At 66.2% G+C, this 20691-nt stretch carries 12 protein-coding genes and 1 pseudogene; 8 read left to right on the top strand and 5 right to left on the bottom strand.

Annotated features, from left to right (window positions below; all coding sequences use genetic code 11):
- Nucleotides 1–9: 9 nt before the first annotated feature.
- Nucleotides 10–837, bottom strand: coding sequence for an MBL fold metallo-hydrolase (locus tag MTBSS4_RS17060; RefSeq protein WP_173984593.1), 828 nt, complete (start codon nt 835–837; stop codon nt 10–12).
- Nucleotides 838–992: 155 nt separating this feature from the next.
- The gene (locus MTBSS4_RS17055) at nt 993–2204 is read right to left on the bottom strand and encodes an NnrS family protein (RefSeq protein WP_173984592.1); all 1212 of its coding nucleotides are present in this window, start codon (nt 2202–2204) and stop codon (nt 993–995) included.
- Nucleotides 2205–2390: 186 nt separating this feature from the next.
- Between MTBSS4_RS17055 and MTBSS4_RS22740 the strand changes: the two genes are divergently transcribed.
- From MTBSS4_RS22740 to MTBSS4_RS22660, 4 genes and pseudogenes are all read left to right on the top strand, one after another.
- Nucleotides 2391–4292 carry a methyl-accepting chemotaxis protein gene (locus tag MTBSS4_RS22740; RefSeq protein WP_173984591.1) on the top strand — a complete coding sequence of 634 codons (1902 nt, stop codon included), beginning with the start codon at nt 2391–2393 and terminating at the stop codon, nt 4290–4292.
- A 125-nt stretch (nt 4293–4417) separates the two neighbouring features.
- On the top strand, nt 4418–5872 hold the full coding sequence (locus MTBSS4_RS17045) for a catalase (protein ID WP_173984590.1): 1455 nt from the start codon (nt 4418–4420) through the stop codon (nt 5870–5872).
- 62 nt (nt 5873–5934) lie between these two features.
- Entirely contained in the window at nt 5935–6315 is a 381-nt protein-coding gene (locus MTBSS4_RS22515) for a hypothetical protein (RefSeq protein ID WP_254432623.1), read from the top strand.
- Nucleotides 6316–6330: 15 nt separating this feature from the next.
- Nucleotides 6331–6834: pseudogene (locus tag MTBSS4_RS22660) on the top strand (ZIP family metal transporter); the annotation flags it as partial.
- A 32-nt stretch (nt 6835–6866) separates the two neighbouring features.
- Here MTBSS4_RS22660 and MTBSS4_RS17035 read toward each other — a convergent pair.
- Nucleotides 6867–8489: a methyl-accepting chemotaxis protein gene (locus MTBSS4_RS17035; RefSeq protein ID WP_173984589.1), complete on the bottom strand. Its 1623-nt coding sequence runs from the start codon at nt 8487–8489 to the stop codon at nt 6867–6869.
- A gap of 309 nt (nt 8490–8798) precedes the next feature.
- Between MTBSS4_RS17035 and MTBSS4_RS17030 the strand changes: the two genes are divergently transcribed.
- Entirely contained in the window at nt 8799–11690 is a 2892-nt protein-coding gene (locus MTBSS4_RS17030; RefSeq protein WP_173984588.1) for a tetratricopeptide repeat protein, read from the top strand.
- A 46-nt stretch (nt 11691–11736) separates the two neighbouring features.
- On the opposite strand, the gene MTBSS4_RS17025 is transcribed toward MTBSS4_RS17030, so the two are convergent.
- Entirely contained in the window at nt 11737–13155 is a 1419-nt protein-coding gene (locus tag MTBSS4_RS17025; protein ID WP_173984587.1) for a glutamate synthase subunit beta, read from the bottom strand.
- A 1-nt stretch (nt 13156) separates the two neighbouring features.
- A complete protein-coding gene (gltB, locus tag MTBSS4_RS17020) occupies nt 13157–17785 on the bottom strand; it encodes a glutamate synthase large subunit (RefSeq protein ID WP_173984586.1) in 4629 nt (1542 codons plus the stop codon).
- Nucleotides 17786–18080: 295 nt separating this feature from the next.
- Here gltB and MTBSS4_RS17015 point away from each other — a divergent pair, with 295 nt between their 5' ends.
- The 3 genes from MTBSS4_RS17015 (at nt 18081) to rpmE (ending at nt 20554) form a co-directional block, all read left to right on the top strand.
- Nucleotides 18081–19529 carry a methyl-accepting chemotaxis protein gene (locus MTBSS4_RS17015; RefSeq protein ID WP_173984585.1) on the top strand — a complete coding sequence of 483 codons (1449 nt, stop codon included), beginning with the start codon at nt 18081–18083 and terminating at the stop codon, nt 19527–19529.
- 27 nt (nt 19530–19556) lie between these two features.
- The gene (locus tag MTBSS4_RS17010; RefSeq protein ID WP_254432622.1) at nt 19557–20258 is read left to right on the top strand and encodes a Crp/Fnr family transcriptional regulator; all 702 of its coding nucleotides are present in this window, start codon (nt 19557–19559) and stop codon (nt 20256–20258) included.
- A 62-nt stretch (nt 20259–20320) separates the two neighbouring features.
- Nucleotides 20321–20554 carry a 50S ribosomal protein L31 gene (gene rpmE / locus MTBSS4_RS17005; RefSeq protein ID WP_173984584.1) on the top strand — a complete coding sequence of 78 codons (234 nt, stop codon included), beginning with the start codon at nt 20321–20323 and terminating at the stop codon, nt 20552–20554.
- The last annotated feature ends 137 nt before the right edge of the window (nt 20555–20691 follow it).

Below are 20691 nucleotides of genomic sequence, written 5' to 3'. Positions count from 1 at the left end.
CCTGGGAATTCAGCCGACCGCCACCTCCATGCCGTCGCGGGCCACGAAGGCGCCGTCCCACGCCGCCGTCGCCTCGGCCTCGATACGGGCCATGACCGGGTCGGTATGATCGGGATCGTGGTGGAAGATGGCCAGACGCTTGACCCCGGCGGCGCGGGCCAGGCGAACCGCCTCCTGCCAGGTGGAATGGCCCCAGCCGACGCGGGCGGGAAACTCGTCGTCGGTGTAGGTGCAGTCGTAGATCATCAGGTCGGCGCCATCCACCAGGGCCAGGACATTCCCGTCCGGCTGGCCGGGCAGGTGCTCGGTATCGGTGATATAGGCGATGGCGGCGCCGCCGGCCTCGACCCGATAGCCACAGGCGCCGTTGGGATGGCGCAGCCGGCCGGTGCGCACCACCACCCCGTCATAGGGAGTGAACACGCTGCCCACGTCGAAATCCTCGTCCGAGGCGATACCCTGCATGATGGCCAGCGGCACCGGAAAGTTGGGCGATTCCATCTGGGCCGACAGGACGTGACGGATGCCCTTGGGGGGTCCCTCCAACCGGGCGCCGTGGATGTGCAGCTTGAAGAACGGCACGTAGGCCGGCGTGAAGAACGGAAAGCCGTTGATATGATCCCAATGGGTATGGGTGAAGAACAGGTGGGCTTCCTTGACGCCCAGCCGCATCAGTTCGCCCCCCAGCGAACGGATGCCGGTGCCGGCGTCGAACACGATCACCCCGGCGTCGGTGGTGACGGAAATGCAGCTGGTATTGCCGCCATAGACCACATGCTCGGGCGAAGGACAGGCGATGCTTCCCCGCACCCCCCAAAACTTCACCTTGCATCCCATGTACGGAGCTCCGCTGCGATGATCGGACGGAAGTCTAGTCGCCGATGCCTGAATTCCCTATGTATCTGGTCACACTTGAGCAAAAAAATAGGGCGGTGTCTTCGTCAAAATGCGACACCGCCCCCATAATGCCTCCATAAAAGGCAATCCTGGACTTATCCCGGACGGCCATCCGCTCTCGGCTGAGTGGTGACGGGGAAGTAGATCACCGCATAGGCCAGCCATCCCGCCGTCCAGATCACGCCGCCGGCCAGGGTCAGGGCCGACATGGCCTCGGGAATCACCGGCGCCACCACCCGGAGCAGAGCCCCGGCCGAGATCATGACATAGGCGGCCACCGTGACCGGCGACACCACCAGGGGGCGGCCGGAATGCCCCAGGGCGGCGCGGCTCATCACCCCGATCACCATGGTCCCGATGGAACCGGCGGTCAGGGCGTGCACCGCCGCCGAGGCCGGCAGGACGTCGGTGAACGACGCCAGCCCCAGCAGGGCGAAGCCCAGCACCATCCAGGCATATCCCACATGCAGCACCGCCAGGATCGGGCTGGCGAAGGTGGCCAATCCGTGCCAGCGCGACATGCGGTAACCGTGAATGGCCGCCGCCGCCAGCGCCAGGATGCCGGCGACGGCCGAGGACGGCGCCACCAGCTGGGCCGCCGCCGCCAGGACGAGGCTGCCGGCCGCGCCGCCCTTCTCGATCCAGGCCACGGGGGGGATTTCCACCGGCTTGCCCTGCATGCGCAGCCAGTTCTGGGTAAACGACGGCACGATGCGGCCACCGACAATGACGATCATCAGCAGCACCACGAAGATGCCGAGATAGATGCCCTTCAATCCGGTGGCGTTGCCGGTGAGCGCCTCCAGATGAGCACACAGATCGGCCAGCCACATCACCCCCAGGATAGGCAGGAAGGCGATGTTACGCCACTTGCCGGCATCGATCAGCGGCTTGGCCAGCAGGGCGGCCAGAATGGGCAGATAGCCGAGATCAATGATCGCCACCGCCAGCGGCGGCAGCACGCCCGCCAGGGCGACGGCCACGCGGCCGGCCAGCCAGACGCCGAACAGCAGCATCAGCGGCCGGCCGGAAACATGGTGGGAATTGGTCCAGTTGGGAACCGCCGTCAGCAGGAAGCCGCCGATGGCGGCGCCGGCGAAACCGAACACCATGGCGTGGGCGTGCCACACCACCGGGTTCCAGTCGGCCGGGGCGGGCAGGACGGCGAAGAACACCAGCAGCCACAACGGCAGCATGACCGCCGCCTGAAGCGCCGCGAACAGAAAGAACGGACGAAAGCCGGCGGCGAAGAACACGGGACCCTGCGACCCCTTGTAGGCGGGTTCCATCAGCGGAATGGTGGCCATGGATACACTATCCTTGCGACATTGACCGACAGACCTTGCCCCGGTCCCGCCGCCGTCACCTTGAGGGCCGTCAAGCCATCCGTAATTGCCCTGACGTCAGCGCATGTCGACAGTGCCGCATTCATGGGCAATACTGCCTCATGCCGAGGCAGTTGACCGGCAACTGATACTGGTGGGAGACCTTTGATGTTCGCGAGCGTCCGAATCGGCGGCCGACTGGCCTTCCTGACCGCGGCCATGGCCGTCTTCATGATCGCCATCGCCTGGGTTGGCGTCATGGGGCAGGCCTCGATCCTGGCCGGCCTCAAGACGGTGTACGAGGACCGCACCGTCGTGCTGGTCCAGTTGAACACCGTCGGCGATTCCATGCACCGCATGCGCGCCGACGCCATCTTCGCCGCCTCGGGCGCGGCCACCGGCCGCATGGACGAGATCATCGCCGAAGTCGCCGGCCTGGACCGGAAAGCCGACAAGGAACTGAAGGCGTTTCTCGCCACCTACCTCACCCCCGAGGAAAAGACGATCGCCGAGCGATTCGTCAAGGCCCTGCCCGCCTACCAGGAGAGCCGCAACCGCACCCTGGCCCAGGCCAAGGCCGGAGATCTCGCCGCGTCCATGGCCAACATGCGCGGGGATGCCGGACCGAAATTCGCGACCGCCATCGGCGAGTTGAACGCCCTGATCGCCCTTCAGGACCAGGTCGCCAAGAAGGAATACGATCACGGCGTCGAGACCGCCGCCAACAGCCGTACGCTGGCCATCACCGCCGCGGTGGCCGCCCTGCTGGTCGGAATCGTCCTGGCGGTGGTGATCGTGCGCTCGATCATCGTGCCGCTGGGCGGAATCCTGGAGGTCATGTCCAGGCTGGCCAAGGGCGAACTGAACGTCGAGATCGGCGGATCCGGCCGCGGCGACGAGGTCGGCGACATCTGCCGCGCCGTCGAGGTGTTCAAGCAGGCCGCCGTCGACAAGAAGCGGATGGAGGACGAGCAGCGCGAGGCCGAGGAGGCAAGCCGCAAGGCCGAGGAGGAGCAGAGGAAACGCGAGGCCGCCATCGTCGCCGAGGTGGCCGAGGTCGCCAAGGCCGCCAGCAACGGCGACCTCGACCGCTCCATCGATCTCGACGGCAAGGACGGCTTCCTGCTCAACCTGTGCGAGGGCGTCAACAATCTGGTCCGCCTGACCGGAATCGCCCTGAAGGACGTGGCCGACGTTCTGGGCGCGGTCGCCGAGGGCGACCTGACCCGACGCATCGCCGGCGAGTATTCCGGCGTATTCGGACAACTGAAGAACGACGTCAACCGCACCGCCGACAAGCTGTCGGAAATAGTCGCCAACATCAATTCGGCCGCCGGCCAGATCGGCTCGGCCGCCTCCGAGGTCGCCGCCGGCAGCCAGGACCTGTCGGAACGCTCGGAGCAGCAGGCCTCGGCGCTGGAGGAAACCGCCGCCTCCATGGAGGAACTGGCCGCCACCGTCCGCCAGAACGCCGCCAACGCCCAGCAGGCCAACCAGTTGGCGGCCGGCGCCCGCGAGATCGCCGCCGGCGGCGGCCAGGTGGTGTCCGACGCGGTCAACGCCATGACCCGAATCGAGGGCAGTTCGCAGAAGATCGGCGACATCGTCGGCATGATCGACGAGATCGCCTTCCAGACCAACCTGCTGGCGCTGAACGCGGCGGTGGAGGCGGCCAGGGCCGGCGACGCCGGCAAGGGCTTCGCCGTGGTCGCCCAGGAGGTGAGGAACCTCGCCCAGCGCTCGGCCCAGGCCTCGAAGGAGATCAAGGGCCTGATCGGCCAGAGCACCGGCGAGGTCAAGAGCGGCGCCGAACTGGTCAAGGGCGCCGGCAAGACCCTGGAAGACATCCTGTCGGCGGTGAAGCGGGTCGCCGACATCGTCGGCGAGATCGCGGCGGCCTCGGCCGAACAGGCCTCGGGCATCGATCAGGTCAATTCCGCCATCACCCAGATGGACGAGATGACCCAGCAGAACGCCGCCCTGGTCGAGGAAAGCACGGCAGCCGCCCATTCGCTGGAGGAACAGTCGCGCGAACTCAACCGCCTGATGGGATTCTTCAGGAACGGCTAAGCTCAGGTGATCGCCTCAATCGATTAGATTGTCAAAATATTGCGGTTTGCGTCAATCAGCTTCCGATGGCATCATGATTCCCACAACCAACGGATGACGAAGCGCCTTTCAGGAGGAGATCGACCATGGATGACGACAAGCGCCTGACCACCAATGCCGGATGCCCGGTCGCCCACAACCAGAACGTCATGACCGCCGGCCCGCGCGGTCCGATGCTGTTGCAAGACGTCTGGTATCTGGAGAAGCTGGCGCATTTCGACCGCGAGGTAATCCCCGAGCGCCGCATGCATGCCAAGGGGTCGGGGGCCTACGGCACCTTCACGGTGACGCACGACATCACCCGGTACACCCGCGCCAAAATCTTCTCGCAGGTCGGCAAGAAGACCGACCTGTTCGCCCGCTTCACCACCGTGGCCGGCGAACGGGGCGCCGCCGACGCCGAACGCGACATCCGGGGCTTCGCCGTCAAGTTCTATACCGAAGAAGGCAACTGGGATCTGGTCGGCAACAACACGCCGGTATTCTTTTTGCGCGACCCGCTGAAATTCCCCGACCTCAACCACGCGGTGAAGCGCGACCCGCGCACCAACATGCGCAGCGCCAAGAACAACTGGGACTTCTGGACCTCGCTGCCCGAGGCGCTGCATCAGGTCACCATCGTCATGAGCGATCGCGGCATTCCCGCCACCTATCGCCACATGCACGGTTTCGGCAGCCATACCTTCAGCTTCATCAATGCGAACCGGGAACGCCACTGGGTCAAGTTCCACCTGAAGTGCCAGCAGGGCATCCGCAATCTCAGCGATGCCGAGGCCGAGGCGGTGATCGGAAAGGACCGCGAAAGCCACCAGCGCGATCTTTACGAAAGCCTGGAAAAGGGCGACTTCCCCAAATGGACCATGTTCGTCCAGATCATGCCGGAAGCCGACGCCTCCAAGGTGCCCTACAACCCCTTCGATCTCACCAAGATCTGGCCGCACAAGGACTACCCGCTGATCGAGGTGGGGGTCATGGAGCTGAACCGCAATCCCGAGAATTTCTTCGCCGAGGTCGAGCAGGCCGCCTTCAATCCGGCCAACGTGGTTCCCGGAATCGGCTTTTCGCCCGACAAGATGCTGCAAGGCCGCCTGTTCTCCTATGGCGATGCCCAGCGTTACCGGCTGGGGGTCAACCATCACCTGATCCCGGTCAACGCGCCGCGCTGCCCCGCCCACAGCTATCACCGCGATGGCGCCATGCGGGTCGACGGCAATCACGGCGGCACCCTGGGCTATGAACCCAACAACGAGGGCCAATGGGCGGAACAGCCCGATTACGCCGAGCCGCCGCTCAGCGTCGAAGGGGCCGCCGACCACTGGAACCATCGCGAGGATACCGACTACTACTCGCAGCCGGGCGCCCTGTTCCGCCTGATGAGCCCGGCGCAGCAGAAAATCCTGTTCGAGAATACCGCCCGCTCCGTCGGCGAGGCGCCGAAGGACATCCAGATCAGGCACATCCGCAACTGCCTGAAGGCCGATCCGGCCTATGGCAAGGGCGTCGCCGACGCGCTGGGCATCGCCCTGGCCGAAGTACAATAGGCAAGGAGGAGGAATGGCGCGGCGGCGGCCCCAACCGCCGCCGCCGTGTCGTCCCGACCGGCATGGACATCGCTCGCCCAATTCAGCCTCCGACCTGGACCGCCCTCGCGCTTGGGCACGCACGGCGGCATCCCTGGTCCGCGCTGGGGCTGGTGGCGGCCCTGGCGACGGTGGGCATCCTGCTCGGCCACGGCGTCGTCGGGATCACCGGGGTGCAGTCCGGAGCCGTTCGCCTTGCCCTGCTGGGGGGAGTGGCCGGATTCGCCGCCACCACCCTGGGCGCCTTGCCGGCCCTGACGTTTCGCAGCCTGCCACAGCGGATCGAAGATAGCCTGTTGGGACTGGCGGCGGGAATGATGCTGGCGGCCAGCGCCTTCTCCCTGCTGCTGCCGGGGCTGGAGGCGGGGAGCGAGATTCTCGGCAGCAAGCCGCTGGGAGCCTGACTGGTGGTGCTGGGCATGGCGGCCGGAGTGCTGCTGATGCTGGGGCTGGACGAGTTCACCCCGCACGAGCACGACAAGACCGGCCCGTGCGGCCCCGGCCACGAGCGGTGCGGCCGGGTCTGGCTGTTCGTCCTGGCCATCGCGCTTCACAACCTGCCGGAAGGCATGGCCATCGGCGTCGCCTTCGCGCGGGCCGACATGGCGGTGGGTCTGCCCCTGGCGACCGCCATCGCCCTTCAGGACCTTCCGGAAGGCCTGGCGGTGGCGCTGGCCCTGCGCGGTGCCGGTTTCCGTCCATCGACCGCCATTCTGGCCGCCGCCGCCGGCGGTTTGCTCGAACCGGTCGGAGCCCTGCTGGGAGTCGGCCTGTCCAGCGGGCTGGCGGCGGCCTACCCGGCGGGTCTGGGGCTGGCGGCGGGAGCGATGATCTTCGTGGTCTCGCACGAGGTGATTCCCGAAACCCACCGCAACGGCCACCAGACGCCGGCGACGCTCGGACTCATGGTCGGGTTCGCCCTGATGATGGTGCTGGACACCACGCTTGGCCGTCCCTACATCGTCCGGATTTCACCAAGGAAGCGGTCGACGCCGTCCCGCAGCAGATCGGACTGGCGCGCCAGTCCATCGGCTTCCTGCAACACCGTCCGGGCGGCGGCGCCGGCCTCGCCGGTGGTGCGGCTGACCGACGCGATGTGATGGGAAACGTTCTGGGCGCCGGCCGCCGCCTCGTGGACGTTGCGGGCGATTTCGGCGGTGGCGGCGCCCTGCTGCTCCACCGCGGTGGCGATGGATGCGGCGATCTGGTCCATGCGACCGATGGTGCGGCCGATCTCCTCGATGGCGCCAACCGCCTCGGCGGTGGTCGACTGGATCGATGAAATCTGGCTGGCGATCTCGTCGGTGGCCTTGGCGGTCTGATTGGCCAGATGCTTGACCTCGCCCGCCACCACGGCGAAGCCCTTGCCGGCCTCGCCGGCGCGGGCCGCCTCGATGGTGGCGTTGAGCGCCAGCAGATTGGTCTGGCCGGCGATGGAATTGATCAGTTCGACCACCTCGCCGATGCGCTTGGCCGCCTCGGACAGGCCGCGCACCACGGAATCGGTCCGTTGCGCCGCCTCCACCGCCGAACGGGCGATGGCGGTGCTCTGACCGACCTGGGATCCGATCTCGCGGATGGAGGCGCTGAGCTCCTCGGCGGCGGCGGCCACGGTCTCCACGTTGGCGCTGGTCTGCTGGGCGGTGGTGGCGATCTCCTGGGTCTCGCGCGACGCGCTGTCGATGGCGCCCGACACGGTGGTGGCCGATTCCCGCACCTGAACCGACGAATTGCTGACCACCGCCACCGCCGACTTCACTCCCTTTTCCAGATCGTCGGCCAGTTTCCCCATGGTGGCCTTGCGCTCGGTCTCGGCCCGGCGGCGGGTCTCGGCCCGCTCTTCCGACATGCGCTGAACCTCCAGCGTGCTCCGGCGGAACACTTCGGCGGCCTCCACCAGTTCGCCGATCTCGTCCTTGCGGCCGGCGCCATCGAACACCACCGAGGTGTCGCCGCCGGCCAGCTTGCGGATGCCGAGGGTAACCCCGGTCATGCCGCCGACGATGCCGGTGCCGATCCACCACGACACCAGCAGGACGCACGCCATCACCACCAGGGCGGTGGATCCGATGGTGATCAGCTTGGCGCGGAAGGCGGCGTCCACGTCGTCGATATAGATGCCGGACCCGACCAGCCAGCCCCATTCATCGACGCCCTTGACGTAGGACAGCTTTGCCACCGGCTGATCGAAACCGGGCTTCGGCCACAGGTAATCGACGAAGCCGGCCTTGTCCTTGGCCACGGTCTCGACGAACGCGACGAACAGCTTCTTGCCGCTGGGATCGGTGACGGCGCTCATGTCCTTGCCGTCCAGATCGGGACGGATCGGATGCATCAGCGTCCGCGCCGTCATGTCGTTGATCCAGAAATACTCGTTCTCGCCATAGCGCATGGCCTTGACGGCCGCAAGGGCGGCAGCCTTGGCGTCGGCCTCGCTCATGCGGCCGGACTGGGCCTCCCGGACATAAAGAGAGATGGCGGCATGGGCAACCTCGACCACATGCTGGGTCTTGACCCGGCGGCTTTCCAGCAAATCCTCGCGCAGGCCACCGATCTCGGCCATGACCAGCGCGATCATGCCAAGCAAGGACACAGCAACCGTTAGCAGCAGCTTTGACTTGAATCGCAAATCATTGATCGCCATACCAACCAACCCCATCGTCTTATACCGGGAGCGCCTTTTAGGTCGGCACGAACAATAACGTCAACCATATTTTGCAACAATTCATCTGATAAATTCAATTTAAATTGAATTTTTACTGAATTTATAGTTATTCATGCATATATTTTATATTTAAAAGTCCTATCGGAGCCGCCGACGCAATCCGCCTTCTCGGCCATGCCCAATCCGGCTATCCTCGCCGTCCAAACCGAAGGAGATCAGGGCGTGGCACAGGGGCGATCGCTGCAATCCATTTTCCAGCAGGCGGTGAACCAGCACCGCGCCGGTGATTTCGCGGGAGCGGAGAAGACCTGTTCCTGGCTGATTTCCCTCGACCGCAAATGCGCCCCCGCCTACCAGATGCTTGGCGCCATCGCCCTGGGGCGCGGCGACGCCGCCGGCGCCGCCAAGCGATTCGCCACCGTCGCCGAACTGATGCCGAGGTCGTTCGAGGCCTTCATCAATCTCGGCCTGGCCCAAAAGGCCCTGGGACGGCCGAACGACGCCATCCGGTCGTTCGAGACGGCGGTCCGGCTGGCCCCCACCCTGGCCGACACCCACAACCACCTGGGCATCTGCCTGCTGGAGGCCGGCCGGCCGGCCGAGGCGGTTCCCCGATTCGAGGCAGCGGTCCGCGCGGTTCCTCACGCGGCCGAGCTGCACGTCAACCTGGGCAACGCCCTGCTGATGGCCGGCGCCCCCCGCGAGGCGGAAGCCGCCTTCCTTCAGGCGCTGGGACGCGACGCCAACAACCTCAACGCCCGCATCAATCTTAGCGGCGCCCTGGTCGATCAGGGACGGCTGGAGGAGGCCGCCGCCAATCTTCAGGCGGTCCTGGCCACAGCGCCCCGCAACGTCAGGGCGTTGACCAATCTCGGCGCCATCCTCAAGACCCTCGGCCGGCTGGATGCCGCCGCCGGCTGCCATGCGGCGGCGCTGGAGGTTCAGCCCGACTATCCCGAGGCCTTGTGCAATCTGGCGGCGGTCCGGACCCACCAGGGCCGCCCGGCCGAGGCCGCCGAATTGGCCCGCCGGGCGCTTGGGCTGCGCCCCGGCCATGCCGAATCCCTGGTGCTGCTGGGCGACATCTTGCTGTCGGAGGGCAAAGCCGAGGACGCACGGCGGCATTATACCCAGGCGCTCGGCCTAAATCCGGGTTCGGCCGACACCATGTTCCGCCTCGCCACCGCCCATCAGGCCGCCGGCAACGACGAGGCCGCCGAAACCCTGTTCCGCCAGGCGATGGACGCCGCCCCCAATTCCGTCACCTTGCTGGTCGAACTGTGCCGCATCCGTGCCGGCCAGGGCCGGACCGACGAGGCGGCCGGACTGGCGGAGCGGGCGCTGGCCCTGCATCCCGATCACCCCCTGGCCCTGTCCGCCCTGGGCAATGTCCGGGTGGCCCAAAGTCGCCTCGACGAGGCCGAGACCCTTCAGGGCCGCGCCATCGAGCGATCCCCCAATCTATCGGAGGCCATCTTGGGCCTGTCGCGGGTCTGGTACTGGCAGGGCCGGCTCGATGAAGCGGCGGACCTGCTGCGCCAGGCGCTGGACCGTGTTCCCGATCAGCCCGATATCCTGGTCGCCCTGGCCAATACCGTATTCGACCGCGACGCCGCCGCGGCCGAGGAGTGCTTCCGCCACGCCCTCCGCCTCCGTCCCGACGATTACGTCGCCAGTCATCGTCTCGCCGCCCTGCTCCAGTCCCAGAACCGCACCGACGAGGCGGCGGAATGCTATGCCGCCTTTCTGGACATCAATCCGGGACATGTGGCCGCCACCCTGGCCCAGGCACAGCTGTTCCCGGTCATCGCTCCGTCGGTCGAGGACAGCGCCGCCCGCCGCGCCACCCTGTCGGCGGTGCTGGACCGGATCACGACGCGGCCGGCCGCCGGCTTCGACCCGCTCAACCATAATGGCCGCACCAATTTCCAGCTCGCCTATCACGCCCTCGACGACCGCGATCTGCAAGCCGCCACCGCCCGCGCACTGCTGCATCTGGCGCCGTCGCTGGGCTGGCGCGCCCCGTCACGTCCGAAATCCGGCGGCCGCATCCGCCTGGGGATCATTTCCCGCTATCTTTGCGAACACACCATCGGCAAGCTGCTGGTGCGGATGATCGAGACATTGGACCGCCAGCGTTTCGACGTCGTCATCCTCCACACCCGTCACCACGCCGATTCCATGGCCCGGCGCATCGACGCCTGCGCCCAGGCAGTGACGGTCCTGCCCGAAAACCTGGAATCGGCCCGCGGCATGGTGGCCGCCCAGGAACTGGACATCCTGTTCTATCCCGATATCGGCATGGACCCGTTCACCTACTTCCTGGCCTATTCGCGGCTGGCGCCGGTCCAGGTGATGAGTTGGGGCCATCCCGACACCACCGGCATCCCCAACATGGACCATTTCCTGTCGTCGGAGGCGTTCGAGCCGGATGGGGCCGAACGGCACTACACCGAACGCCTCATCAAGATGCGTCACCTCACCTTCTGCTACGAGCGCCCACCCCACCCCGACACCCGTCCCGTCCGCGCCGATTACGGCCTGGCCGAGGACGACCACCTCTATGTCTGCGCCCAGACCCTGTTCAAGTTCCATCCCGATTTCGACCACATCCTGGCCGATATCCTGCGGCGCGACCCCAAGGGCCGCATCATCCTGATCAGTGGTCGCCATCCTACCTGGAATGACGCGCTTCTCCAGCGCTTCGCAACGGTGTTTCCAGACCATGTCGATCAGGTGATCTTTCTGCCCCCCATGTCGCGCCAGGCCTACATGGGATTGCTGATGCTCGCCGACGCCAATCTCGACCCTATCCATTTCGGTGGCGGCAATTCCAGCTACGAGGCTTTCGCCATGGCGTCCCCCATCGTCACCTGGCCGGGGGAGTTCCTTCGTAGCCGTCTTACCCTCGGCCAATATATTGCCATGGGCATGACGGACCTGGTCGCCGACAGCGCCGGGAGCTATGCGGATCTGTGCCTGCGCCTGGGCAACGACCCGGCATTCCGCGCCGCCATGTCGGCCAGGATCGCCGAGCGTTCGAACCTGATCTTCGAGGACCACGGGGCCGTCCGGGAGATCGAGGATATTTTCGAGAATCTGGTCAGGAACTGACGAAAAAGCCCCCTTCCCAGGCGGAAGGGGGCCATTCGACGGCGGCTCAGCACATCGGCAGATCGCTGTCGCCCATCAGGAAAACATCGACGGCGCGGGCCGCTTGCCGCCCCTCGCGAATCGCCCACACCACCAGGCTTTGGCCCCGGCGGATGTCGCCGGCGGCGAACACCTTCGGGTTCGAGGTGACATAGGATTCGGTGTCGGCCCTGACGTTGCCGCGCTGGTCCTTTTCCAGCCCCAGGCCATCCACCAGCCCCTCATGGACCGGATGAACGAAGCCCATGGCCAGCAGCACCAGATCGGCGTCGAGTGTGAAGTCGCTGCCGGGAATCTTCTGGAACCTGGCATCCACCTGGAAGCAGTCGAGTCCGACCACCCGGCCGTTCTCGCCCCGGAAGGCACCGGTCGACACCGACCAGCGCCGGTCGCAGCCCTCGTCGTGGGAGCTGGAGGTGCGCAGCCGGTTGGGCCACAACGGCCAGGACAGGGCCTTGTCCTCCTTCTCGGGCGGTCTGGGCATGATCTCGATCTGGGTGACCGAGGCGGCGCCGTGGCGGTTGGAGGTGCCGACGCAATCGGCGCCGGTGTCGCCGCCGCCGATCACCACCACCTTCTTGCCCGCGGCCAGGATATCGGCCCCCGCCACCGCCTCGCCGCAATTGCGGCGGTTCTGCTGGGTCAGGAAGTCCATGGCGAAGTGAACGCCGGCCAGATCGCGGCCGGGAACCGGCAGGTCGCGGGGCTTTTCCGATCCGCCGGTCAGCACCACGGCGTCGAAGCCGTCCAGCAATTCCCGAGGCGACACGGTGACGCCGACATGGGCGTTGACCCGGACCTCGACCCCCTCGGCCGTCATCTGGGCCAGGCGGCGGTCGATCACCGCCTTGTCCAGCTTGAAATCGGGAATGCCGTAGCGCAGCAGGCCGCCGACCTTGGCGTTCTTCTCGAACAGCACCACCGAATGGCCGGCGCGGGCCAGTTGCTGCGCCGCCGCCATCCCGGCGGGGCCGCCGCCAACCACCGCCACCGTCTTGCCGGTGCGGGGCTTGTGGGTCTCGGGCCTGATCCAGCCCTCGGCCCAGCCGCGCTCGACGATGGCGTGCTCGATGGTCTTGATGGTCACCGCCTCATCGGTGATGTTCAGCGTGCAGGCGGCCTCGCACGGGGCCGGGCAGATGCGGCCGGTGAATTCCGGGAAGTTGTTGGTGGAGTGCAACACCTCCACCGCTTCCTTCCACCGGTTGCGGTAGACCAGATCATTCCAGTCTGGAATGATGTTGTTGACCGGGCACCCCTGGTGACAGAAGGGGATGCCGCAATCCATGCAGCGCGCCCCCTGATTGGCCAGTTCCCCGTCGGACAGCGGCCTGGTGAACTCGCGATAATGCCTGACCCGCTCCTCCGGCGGCTCGTAGCCGGGGGTCTGGCGGGCGAATTCCTTGAAACCGGTCGGCTTGCCCATGTCAACGCCCTCCCCCGGCAGCGACCCTCGGGGTGTGGGCCTTTTGCATTTCGAGCAGGGCGCGCCGGTAATCCACCGGCATCACCTTGACGAACTTGGGCATGTAGTACTCCCAGTTCAGAAGAATGTCGTGGGCGCGCTTGCTGCCCGTGAAGTGGCGATGGTTACGCAGCATGGCGCGGATGCGCGATGCGTCGTCGCGGGTCATGTCGTTCATCAGTTCCACCAGACCATGGCTTTCCAGGTCGCCCGACTGGTGTTCGTAGCGGACATTGGCCTCTTCCTCGGCCGCCACCGGTTCCAGTTCGACCATGGCCAGGTTGCAGCGCCTGGCGAAATCGCGGCCTTCGTCCAGCACATAGGCGACGCCGCCCGACATGCCGGCGGCGAAGTTGCGCCCGGTGTCGCCGATCACCAGCACGACGCCGCCGGTCATGTATTCGCAGCCATGATCGCCGACACCCTCGACCACCGCGATGGCGCCGGAATTCCTGACGGCGAAGCGCTCGCCGGCGACGCCCCGGAAGTAGCATTCGCCCTCGATGGCGCCGTACAGCACGGTATTGCCGACGATGATGTTGTTCTCGGCGACGATGCGCGACACCTTGGGCGGATAGATCACCACCCGGCCGCCCGACAGGCCCTTGCCGACGTAATCGTTGGCCTCGCCCTCAAGCTCCAGGGTGACGCCGCGAGCCAGGAAGGCGCCGAAGCTCTGTCCGGCGGTGCCGACCAGCTTGATGTGGACGGTGTCGCCCGGCAGGCCGGAATGGCCGAAGCGCTTGGCGATTTCCCCCGACAGCATGGCGCCGACCGAGCGGTTGAGATTGCGGACCTGCCGGGTGATGCGCACCGAGACCCGGTCGTCCAGCGCCGGCTTGGCCTCCTCGATCAGGTCGCGGTCCAGCACGTCGTCGACGTCGTGTTCCTGGACCTCGCAATTGCGGATGGCGACATCGGCGCCGGCGTCGACCCGGTGGAACAGCCTGGAGAAATCCAGCCCCTTGGTCTTCCAGTGGGTGATGGCGGCGTTGGCGTCCAGCAGGTCGGTGCGGCCGATCAGCTCCTCCAGCTTGCGCACGCCCATCGTCGCCATCAGTTCGCGCACCTCCTCGGCGACGAAGAAGAAGTAGTTGATGACGTGCTCGGGCTGGCCGACGAAGCGCTTGCGCAGTTCGGGGTCCTGGGTGGCGACGCCGACCGGGCAGGTGTTCAGATGGCACTTGCGCATCATGATGCAGCCGGCGGCGATCAGCGGCGCGGTGGCGAAGCCGAACTCGTCGGCGCCCAGCAGGGCGGCGACGACCACGTCGCGGCCGGTCCGAAGGCCGCCGTCGCACTGCACCGCGATGCGGCCGCGCAGGTTGTTCAGCACCAGGGTCTGGTGGGTCTCGGCCAGGCCGATCTCCCAGGGGCTGCCGGCATGCTTGATGGAGGTCAGCGGCGAGGCGCCGGTACCGCCGTCAAAGCCCGAGATGGTGACGTGGTCGGCCTTGGCCTTGGACACGCCGGCGGCGACGGTGCCGACGCCGATTTCCGACACCAGCTTGACCGAGATGCGCGCCGCCGGGTTCACGTTCTTCAGATCGAAGATCAGCTGGGCCAGATCCTCGATGGAATAGATGTCGTGATGGGGCGGCGGGCTGATCAGGCCGACGCCGGGGGTGGAATGGCGCACCCGGGCGATGACCTTGTCAACCTTGTGGCCCGGCAACTGGCCACCCTCGCCGGGCTTGGCGCCCTGGGCCATCTTGATCTGGATGTCGTCGGCGTTGGCGAGATACTCGGCGGTGACGCCGAAGCGGCCCGACGCCACCTGCTTGATGGCCGAGCGCATGGAATCGCCGTTGGCCATGGGAACGAAGCGCTCGGCCTCCTCGCCGCCCTCGCCGGTGTTGGACTTGCCGCCGATGCGGTTCATGGCTATGGCCAGCGTCGAATGGGCCTCGTACGAGATCGAACCGAACGACATGGCGCCGGTGGCGAAACGCTTGACGATGTCCTTGGCCGGTTCGACCTCGTCCAGCGGAATGCCGTTGCCGGCCGGACGGATCTCGAACAGGCCGCGCAGCGCCAGCAGGCGGCGGCTCTGCTCGTTGATCTGACGCGAGAATTCGCGGAAAGTCTCCATGGAGCCGGAGCGGACCGCATGCTGCATGGTCTGGATGGTGCCGCTGGTCCAGGCGTGTTCCTCGCCACGCAGGCGGACGGCGTATTCGCCGCCGACATCCAGCGCGTTGCGGTAGACGGGGGCGTCGGAATAGGCGGTCTTGTGCCGGCGCACGGCTTCTTCGGCCACCTCGCGCAGCGAGATGCCCTCGATGCGGCTGGCAGTGCCGGCGAAGTAGGTGTTGACGAAACGGCTGGACAGGCCGATGGCGTCGAAGATCTGGGCGCCGCAATAGGACTGATAGGTGGAAATTCCCATCTTGGCCATGACCTTGAGGATGGCCTTGTCCATCGCCTTGATATAGCGCTTCCGCACCTCGTAGGAGGTCAGCGGCTCGGGCAGGGTCGGACGCATTTCCTCCAGCGTCTCGAACGCCAGATAGGGGTTGATCGCCTCGGCGCCATAGCCGGCCAGCACGCACATGTGATGGATCTCGCGGGCCTCGCCGGTCTCGACCACCAGACCGGAACGGGTGCGCAAGCCCTCCCGGATCAGGAAGTGATGCACGGCGGAGACCGCCAGCAGCGACGGTATCGGCACGTCGTCCGGGCCGGCGGCGCGATCCGACAGCACCACGATGTTGTAGCCTTCCTCGACCTTCTGCTTGACCTTGCGGCACAGGGCGGCGATGGCCAGTTCCAGGCCGTCCGGCCCCTCGGCCGCCGGCCAGGTGATGTCGAGCGTCACCGAGCGGAAACCCGACCCGGGCACCGTCTCGATCTTGCGGATCTTTTCCAGGTCCTCGTTGGTCAGGATGGGCTGGCGCACCTCAAGCCGCTTGCCCTGGCCGCCGTCGGCCTCGAAGCCGAGCAGGTTGGGGCGCGGCCCGATCAGCGACACCAGGCTCATCACCGATTCCTCGCGGATGGAATCGATGGGCGGATTGGTCACCTGGGCGAAACACTGCTTGAAGTAGTTGAACAGCAGCTTGGGCTTGGCCGACAGCACCGCGATCGGGGTATCGGTGCCCATGGAGCCGATGGCTTCCTGGCCGGTCACCGCCATCGGGTGCAGCAGGAACTTGACGTCTTCCTGGGTATAGCCGAACACCTGCTGACGCTTCAGCAGGGTGGCGGGATCGGGCGTCACCGTCTGGACGGGAATATCCACGTCCTCCAGCATGATCTGCGAGCGCTCCAGCCATTCGGCGTAGGGCTTGCGGCCGGCCAGTTCGGCCTTGATCTCGGCGTCGTCGATGATGCGGCCCTGCTCCAGGTCGATCAACAGCATCTTGCCGGGCTGAAGCCGCCACTTCTTCTTGATCGTCTCTTCGGGAATGTTGCGCAGCACGCCCATTTCCGAGGCCATCAGGAACTTGTCGTCGGTGGTCACCAGATAGCGGGCGGGACGCAGGCCGTTGCGGTCCAGGGTGGCGCCGATCTGGCGGCCATCGGTGAAGCACACCGCCGCCGGACCGTCCCACGGCTCCATCAGGGCGGCATGGTACTCGTAGAACGCCTTGCGCTTGTCGTCCATCAGCGGATTGCCCGACCACGCCTCGGGAATCAGCATCATCATGGCGTGGGACAGCGAATAGCCGCCCATCACCAGCAATTCCAGCGCGTTGTCGAAGCAGGCCGAATCCGACTGCCCCTCGGGAATCAGCGGCCACAGCTTGGCCAGATCGTCACCCAGCACCGCCGACGACATGGTCTGGCGCCTGGCGTTCATCCAGTTGAGGTTGCCGCGCAGGGTGTTGATCTCGCCATTGTGGCTGATCATGCGGAACGGATGCGCCAGCCGCCACGACGGGAACGTATTGGTGGAAAAGCGCTGATGCACCATGGCGAGCGCACTGACCATGCGCGGGTCGTTGAGCTCGCGGTAGAACACCGACACCTGGTCGGCCAGCAGCATGCCCTTGTAGATCAGCGTGCGCGACGACAGCGACGGGATGTAGAAATCCCGCTCGGAACCGGCCGGGGCGCGGTTGGACGCCTGCTTCCTGATGACGAAAAGCTTGCGCTCGAAGGCATCCTGGCCGGCGACATCCCCGCCCTTGCCGATGAACACCATGCGCACCACGGGAACCGTCGGCAGCACCGAGTGGCCCAGGCTGGAGGAATCGGTGGGAACGTCGCGCCAGCCCAGCAGAACCTGCCCCTCGGCCTTGACCAGGGCCTCGACGTGCTCCTCGCAGGCCCGGCGCAGCGCCGCGTCCTGGGGCAGGAAGACGCAGCCGGCGCCATAGGCGCCCTCGACCGGCAGGGAGATGCCGAGCGCCGCGGCCTCCTCCCTCAGGAAGGCGTCGGGAATCTGGATCAGGATGCCGGCGCCGTCGCCCGCCTTGGGGTCGGCCCCCACCGCGCCGCGATGGGTCAGGTTGACGAGAATTTCGAGGCCGTCCCGAATGATCTCATGGGATTTGCGATTCTTGATGTCGACGATGAAGCCGACACCACACGCATCATGCTCGTGGCGCGGGTCGTAGAGCCCCTGTGCTTCAGGCAATCCGCTCATCTTCACTTCGGTTCCCTTTCACCACCGCGCAATCCCTTGGGAAATCGCGACAAAATCCAAGACACAGCCCATGCTCAGGGCACGAACGCCCCTTGCCCGATCACATGGAGCGCGATCAGCCAGTCTGCCTTCATAAGACATTCCGTCGCCGACGCCAAGTCCGCCGATGCGTGATCAAGCGTGACGGAAGTTTTCGAAGGTCGTGGTCATACCAAGTTTCGCTTTCGTAACAGCCATACCTTGGATAAGGTTGACCCGACAGGAAACAGGGGCGCCACGGACCAGATGAATTCAGATGAGTGATGATTTCGAACTGTTCGGCGACGATCCGACGCCGCCTCCCAAGGTTCCCGCCGACTCGGGCGGAGGCGATTTGTTCTTCGACGACGATTCCGAACCGGCCGAGTCAGGAGCCCCCCCCGCCCTCAGCATGAAGGAACGGGTGGAACAGACCAAGGAGCTGTTCGCCGTCAGCGACGGCACCGCCGCCACCTTGCGCGCCGCCACCGGCAAGGTGGTGGACGGCATGCCCGGACTGGTGGCCGAGGCGCTGGCCTGGGTGCAGCAATTCCCCCCCTACGGAGAGAAGCTGACCGACGATGCCCGCTCCACCCTGTCGGGCGTGCTGACCGAGCACTGGAGCAGCCTCTATCGCGGCGAGTTCACCGCCGACTACAACGCCACCGCCCAGCAACTGGGATTCATGCTGGCCTATATGGACCTGGGCGCATCGTGGTACCAGGCCATGACGTCGGCCGGCGCCAACCGGGCGCTGTCGCAGATCTTCGCCACCCGCCACGGCTCGGAAGGCGTGATGTCGGCCTTGCAGCGCGTGGTGATGCTGGACCTGTCGGTGGTGACCCACGATTACTTCGCCGCCGCCACCCAGAACCGCGCCAAGGAAGCCCAGGACCTGGCCTCCGGTTTCGAGAAATCCATCAAGCTGGTGGTGGACGAGGTCGGGGCCATGGCCCTGGAACTGAAAACCCATTCCGACGAAATGCTGCGGCGCCTGTCGCACATGGATTTCGAGACGGTCAACATGGCCGCCGCCGCCGAGGAGGCCGCCTACAGCGTCGACAACATCGCCGCCAACACCACCCAATTGGCCGAATCCATCGGCCACATCCGCGACAACGTGGTCCGCACCTCGCAGGTGGCGGAACAGGCGGCCGACGCGGCGCGGGCCACCGACGCAGCCATGCGCCAGTTGCTGGGGGTGGCCGGCCGCATCGGCAAGATCGGCGAGACCATCGACACCATCGCGCGGCAGACCCGCATGCTGGCGCTCAACGCCACCATCGAGGCGGCCCGGGCCGGCGCCGCCGGCCGGGGATTCGCCGTGGTCGCCCAGGAAATCAAGAACCTGTCCGAGCAGACCAGCCGCGCCACCAAGGAAATCGCCCTGTCGGTGAAGGAGGCGATGGACGCCACCAACGACGCCGTCGCCACCATCAACCGCACCGTCGACGCGGTGGGGGGAATCAACGAGGTGGCCACCGAGGTCCGCCATTCGGTCGAGGCCCAGACCGGCGCCACCTCCACCATCGCCGGCCATGTGGGCGAGGCCGCCTCGGGCGCCAAGGCGGTGACGTCGTCGGTCAACAGCGCCATCGAGGCGCTGGGAGTGTCCAGCAGCGCCGCCGGCGAACTCAACCGCTCCGCCGACGCCCTGTCGGTCAAGGCGGCCATCATGCGCACCGAGGTCGATCAATATCTTGACCGTCTGCGCCGGATGGGCTGAAGTTCCGGCTGAGGGAGAACCCGGCCCATGAGCGAAACACTGCAACGACGACGCGAGATGCTGGCGAGGACGCCGCTGTTCGCTGCCATTCCACCATCGCTGCTGGACGAACTGGCCGCCAAGGCCAAGACCATCTCGGTCGACCCCCGCGAGATCCTGTTTTCCAAGGGCGACCCCGGCGACCGTCTTTATCTTGTGGCCAAGGGGTTGATTCGCATAGGCGTTCTGTCGGCCGAGGGGCGCGAGGTCACCTATGGCATGATCCGGCCGGGCGAATTGTTCGGCGAGATCGCCGTTCTCGACGGCGGAGCCCGCTCGGCCGACGCCACCGCCATGGAGACCAGCGAATTGCTGGCCATCGACCGCAAGGACGTCCACGCCTTTCTCCAGCGCCACCCCATCCAGTCCCTGCATCTGCTGAAGGTATTGTGCGACCGGGTGCGCCGCGCCGACGACCTGCTGGAGGACGTGGTGTTCATGTCCCTGCCCGGCCGCCTCGCCAAGCACTTGCTGGTGCTGGACGCCACCATGGGCAGCCGCGATCATCCCCAGGGCCCAGCCACCATCCGCCTGTCGCAGCAGGAAGTCGCCGACCATCTGGGCATCAGTCGCGAAAGCGTCAACAAGGTGCTGTCCAAATGGGAACAGGTGGGCATCGTCACCCTGGGGCGCGGCCAGATCACCCTGAACAAGACCAAGGCTCTGGAGGAGTTCGTTTCGCCGCCTTAAAGGCTTGCGCAGGTCCGGCGTTTTGGTTATAGAGGCGCCTTCGATTTGCGGAGTTGCAGGCCATGAAGGACAATATTCACCCCGACTACCACGAGATCACCGTGGTGATGACCGACGGCACCGAGTTCAAGACCCGGTCGACCATGGGCAAGGCCGGCGATTCTCTGCGCCTGGACATCGACCCCAAGTCGCATCCGGCCTGGACCGGCGTGCATCGTCTGGTGGATACCGGCGGCCAGCTCGCCAAGTTCAAGAAGCGGTTCGAGGGTTTCGGCATCAAGTCGACCAACACCTGATGCCCGGTCGGCGACGCGGCCGGTTGCGGCCCGCGCCGACAATTCCCACATAAAGATACCAAGGAACAAGTATTCGGCCGGCATGTTGCCGGCCGAAGGCGTTTGCTGTGGACATCACTTGCCGAAGGGATTAGAGC

Source organism: Magnetospirillum sp. SS-4 (genome assembly GCF_902729425.1).
Taxonomy (GTDB): domain Bacteria; phylum Pseudomonadota; class Alphaproteobacteria; order Rhodospirillales; family Magnetospirillaceae; genus Phaeospirillum.
This window is presented reverse-complemented; position numbering and strand designations above follow the sequence as displayed.

Bases quoted from the DNA above. Each gene is read 5' to 3' on its own strand.
- MTBSS4_RS17060 (WP_173984593.1), bottom strand. From the start codon at position 837: ATGGGATGCAAGGTGAAGTTTTGGGGGGTGCGGGGAAGCATCGCCTGT.
- MTBSS4_RS17055 (WP_173984592.1), bottom strand. From the start codon at position 2,204: ATGGCCACCATTCCGCTGATGGAACCCGCCTACAAGGGGTCGCAGGGT.
- MTBSS4_RS22740 (WP_173984591.1), top strand. From the start codon at position 2,391: ATGTTCGCGAGCGTCCGAATCGGCGGCCGACTGGCCTTCCTGACCGCG.
- MTBSS4_RS17045 (WP_173984590.1), top strand. From the start codon at position 4,418: ATGGATGACGACAAGCGCCTGACCACCAATGCCGGATGCCCGGTCGCC.
- MTBSS4_RS22515 (WP_254432623.1), top strand. From the start codon at position 5,935: ATGGACATCGCTCGCCCAATTCAGCCTCCGACCTGGACCGCCCTCGCG.
- MTBSS4_RS17035 (WP_173984589.1), bottom strand. From the start codon at position 8,489: ATGATCGCGCTGGTCATGGCCGAGATCGGTGGCCTGCGCGAGGATTTG.
- MTBSS4_RS17025 (WP_173984587.1), bottom strand. From the start codon at position 13,155: ATGGGCAAGCCGACCGGTTTCAAGGAATTCGCCCGCCAGACCCCCGGC.
- gltB (WP_173984586.1), bottom strand. From the start codon at position 17,785: ATGAGCGGATTGCCTGAAGCACAGGGGCTCTACGACCCGCGCCACGAG.
- MTBSS4_RS17015 (WP_173984585.1), top strand. From the start codon at position 18,081: ATGAGTGATGATTTCGAACTGTTCGGCGACGATCCGACGCCGCCTCCC.
- MTBSS4_RS17010 (WP_254432622.1), top strand. From the start codon at position 19,557: ATGAGCGAAACACTGCAACGACGACGCGAGATGCTGGCGAGGACGCCG.
- rpmE (WP_173984584.1), top strand. From the start codon at position 20,321: ATGAAGGACAATATTCACCCCGACTACCACGAGATCACCGTGGTGATG.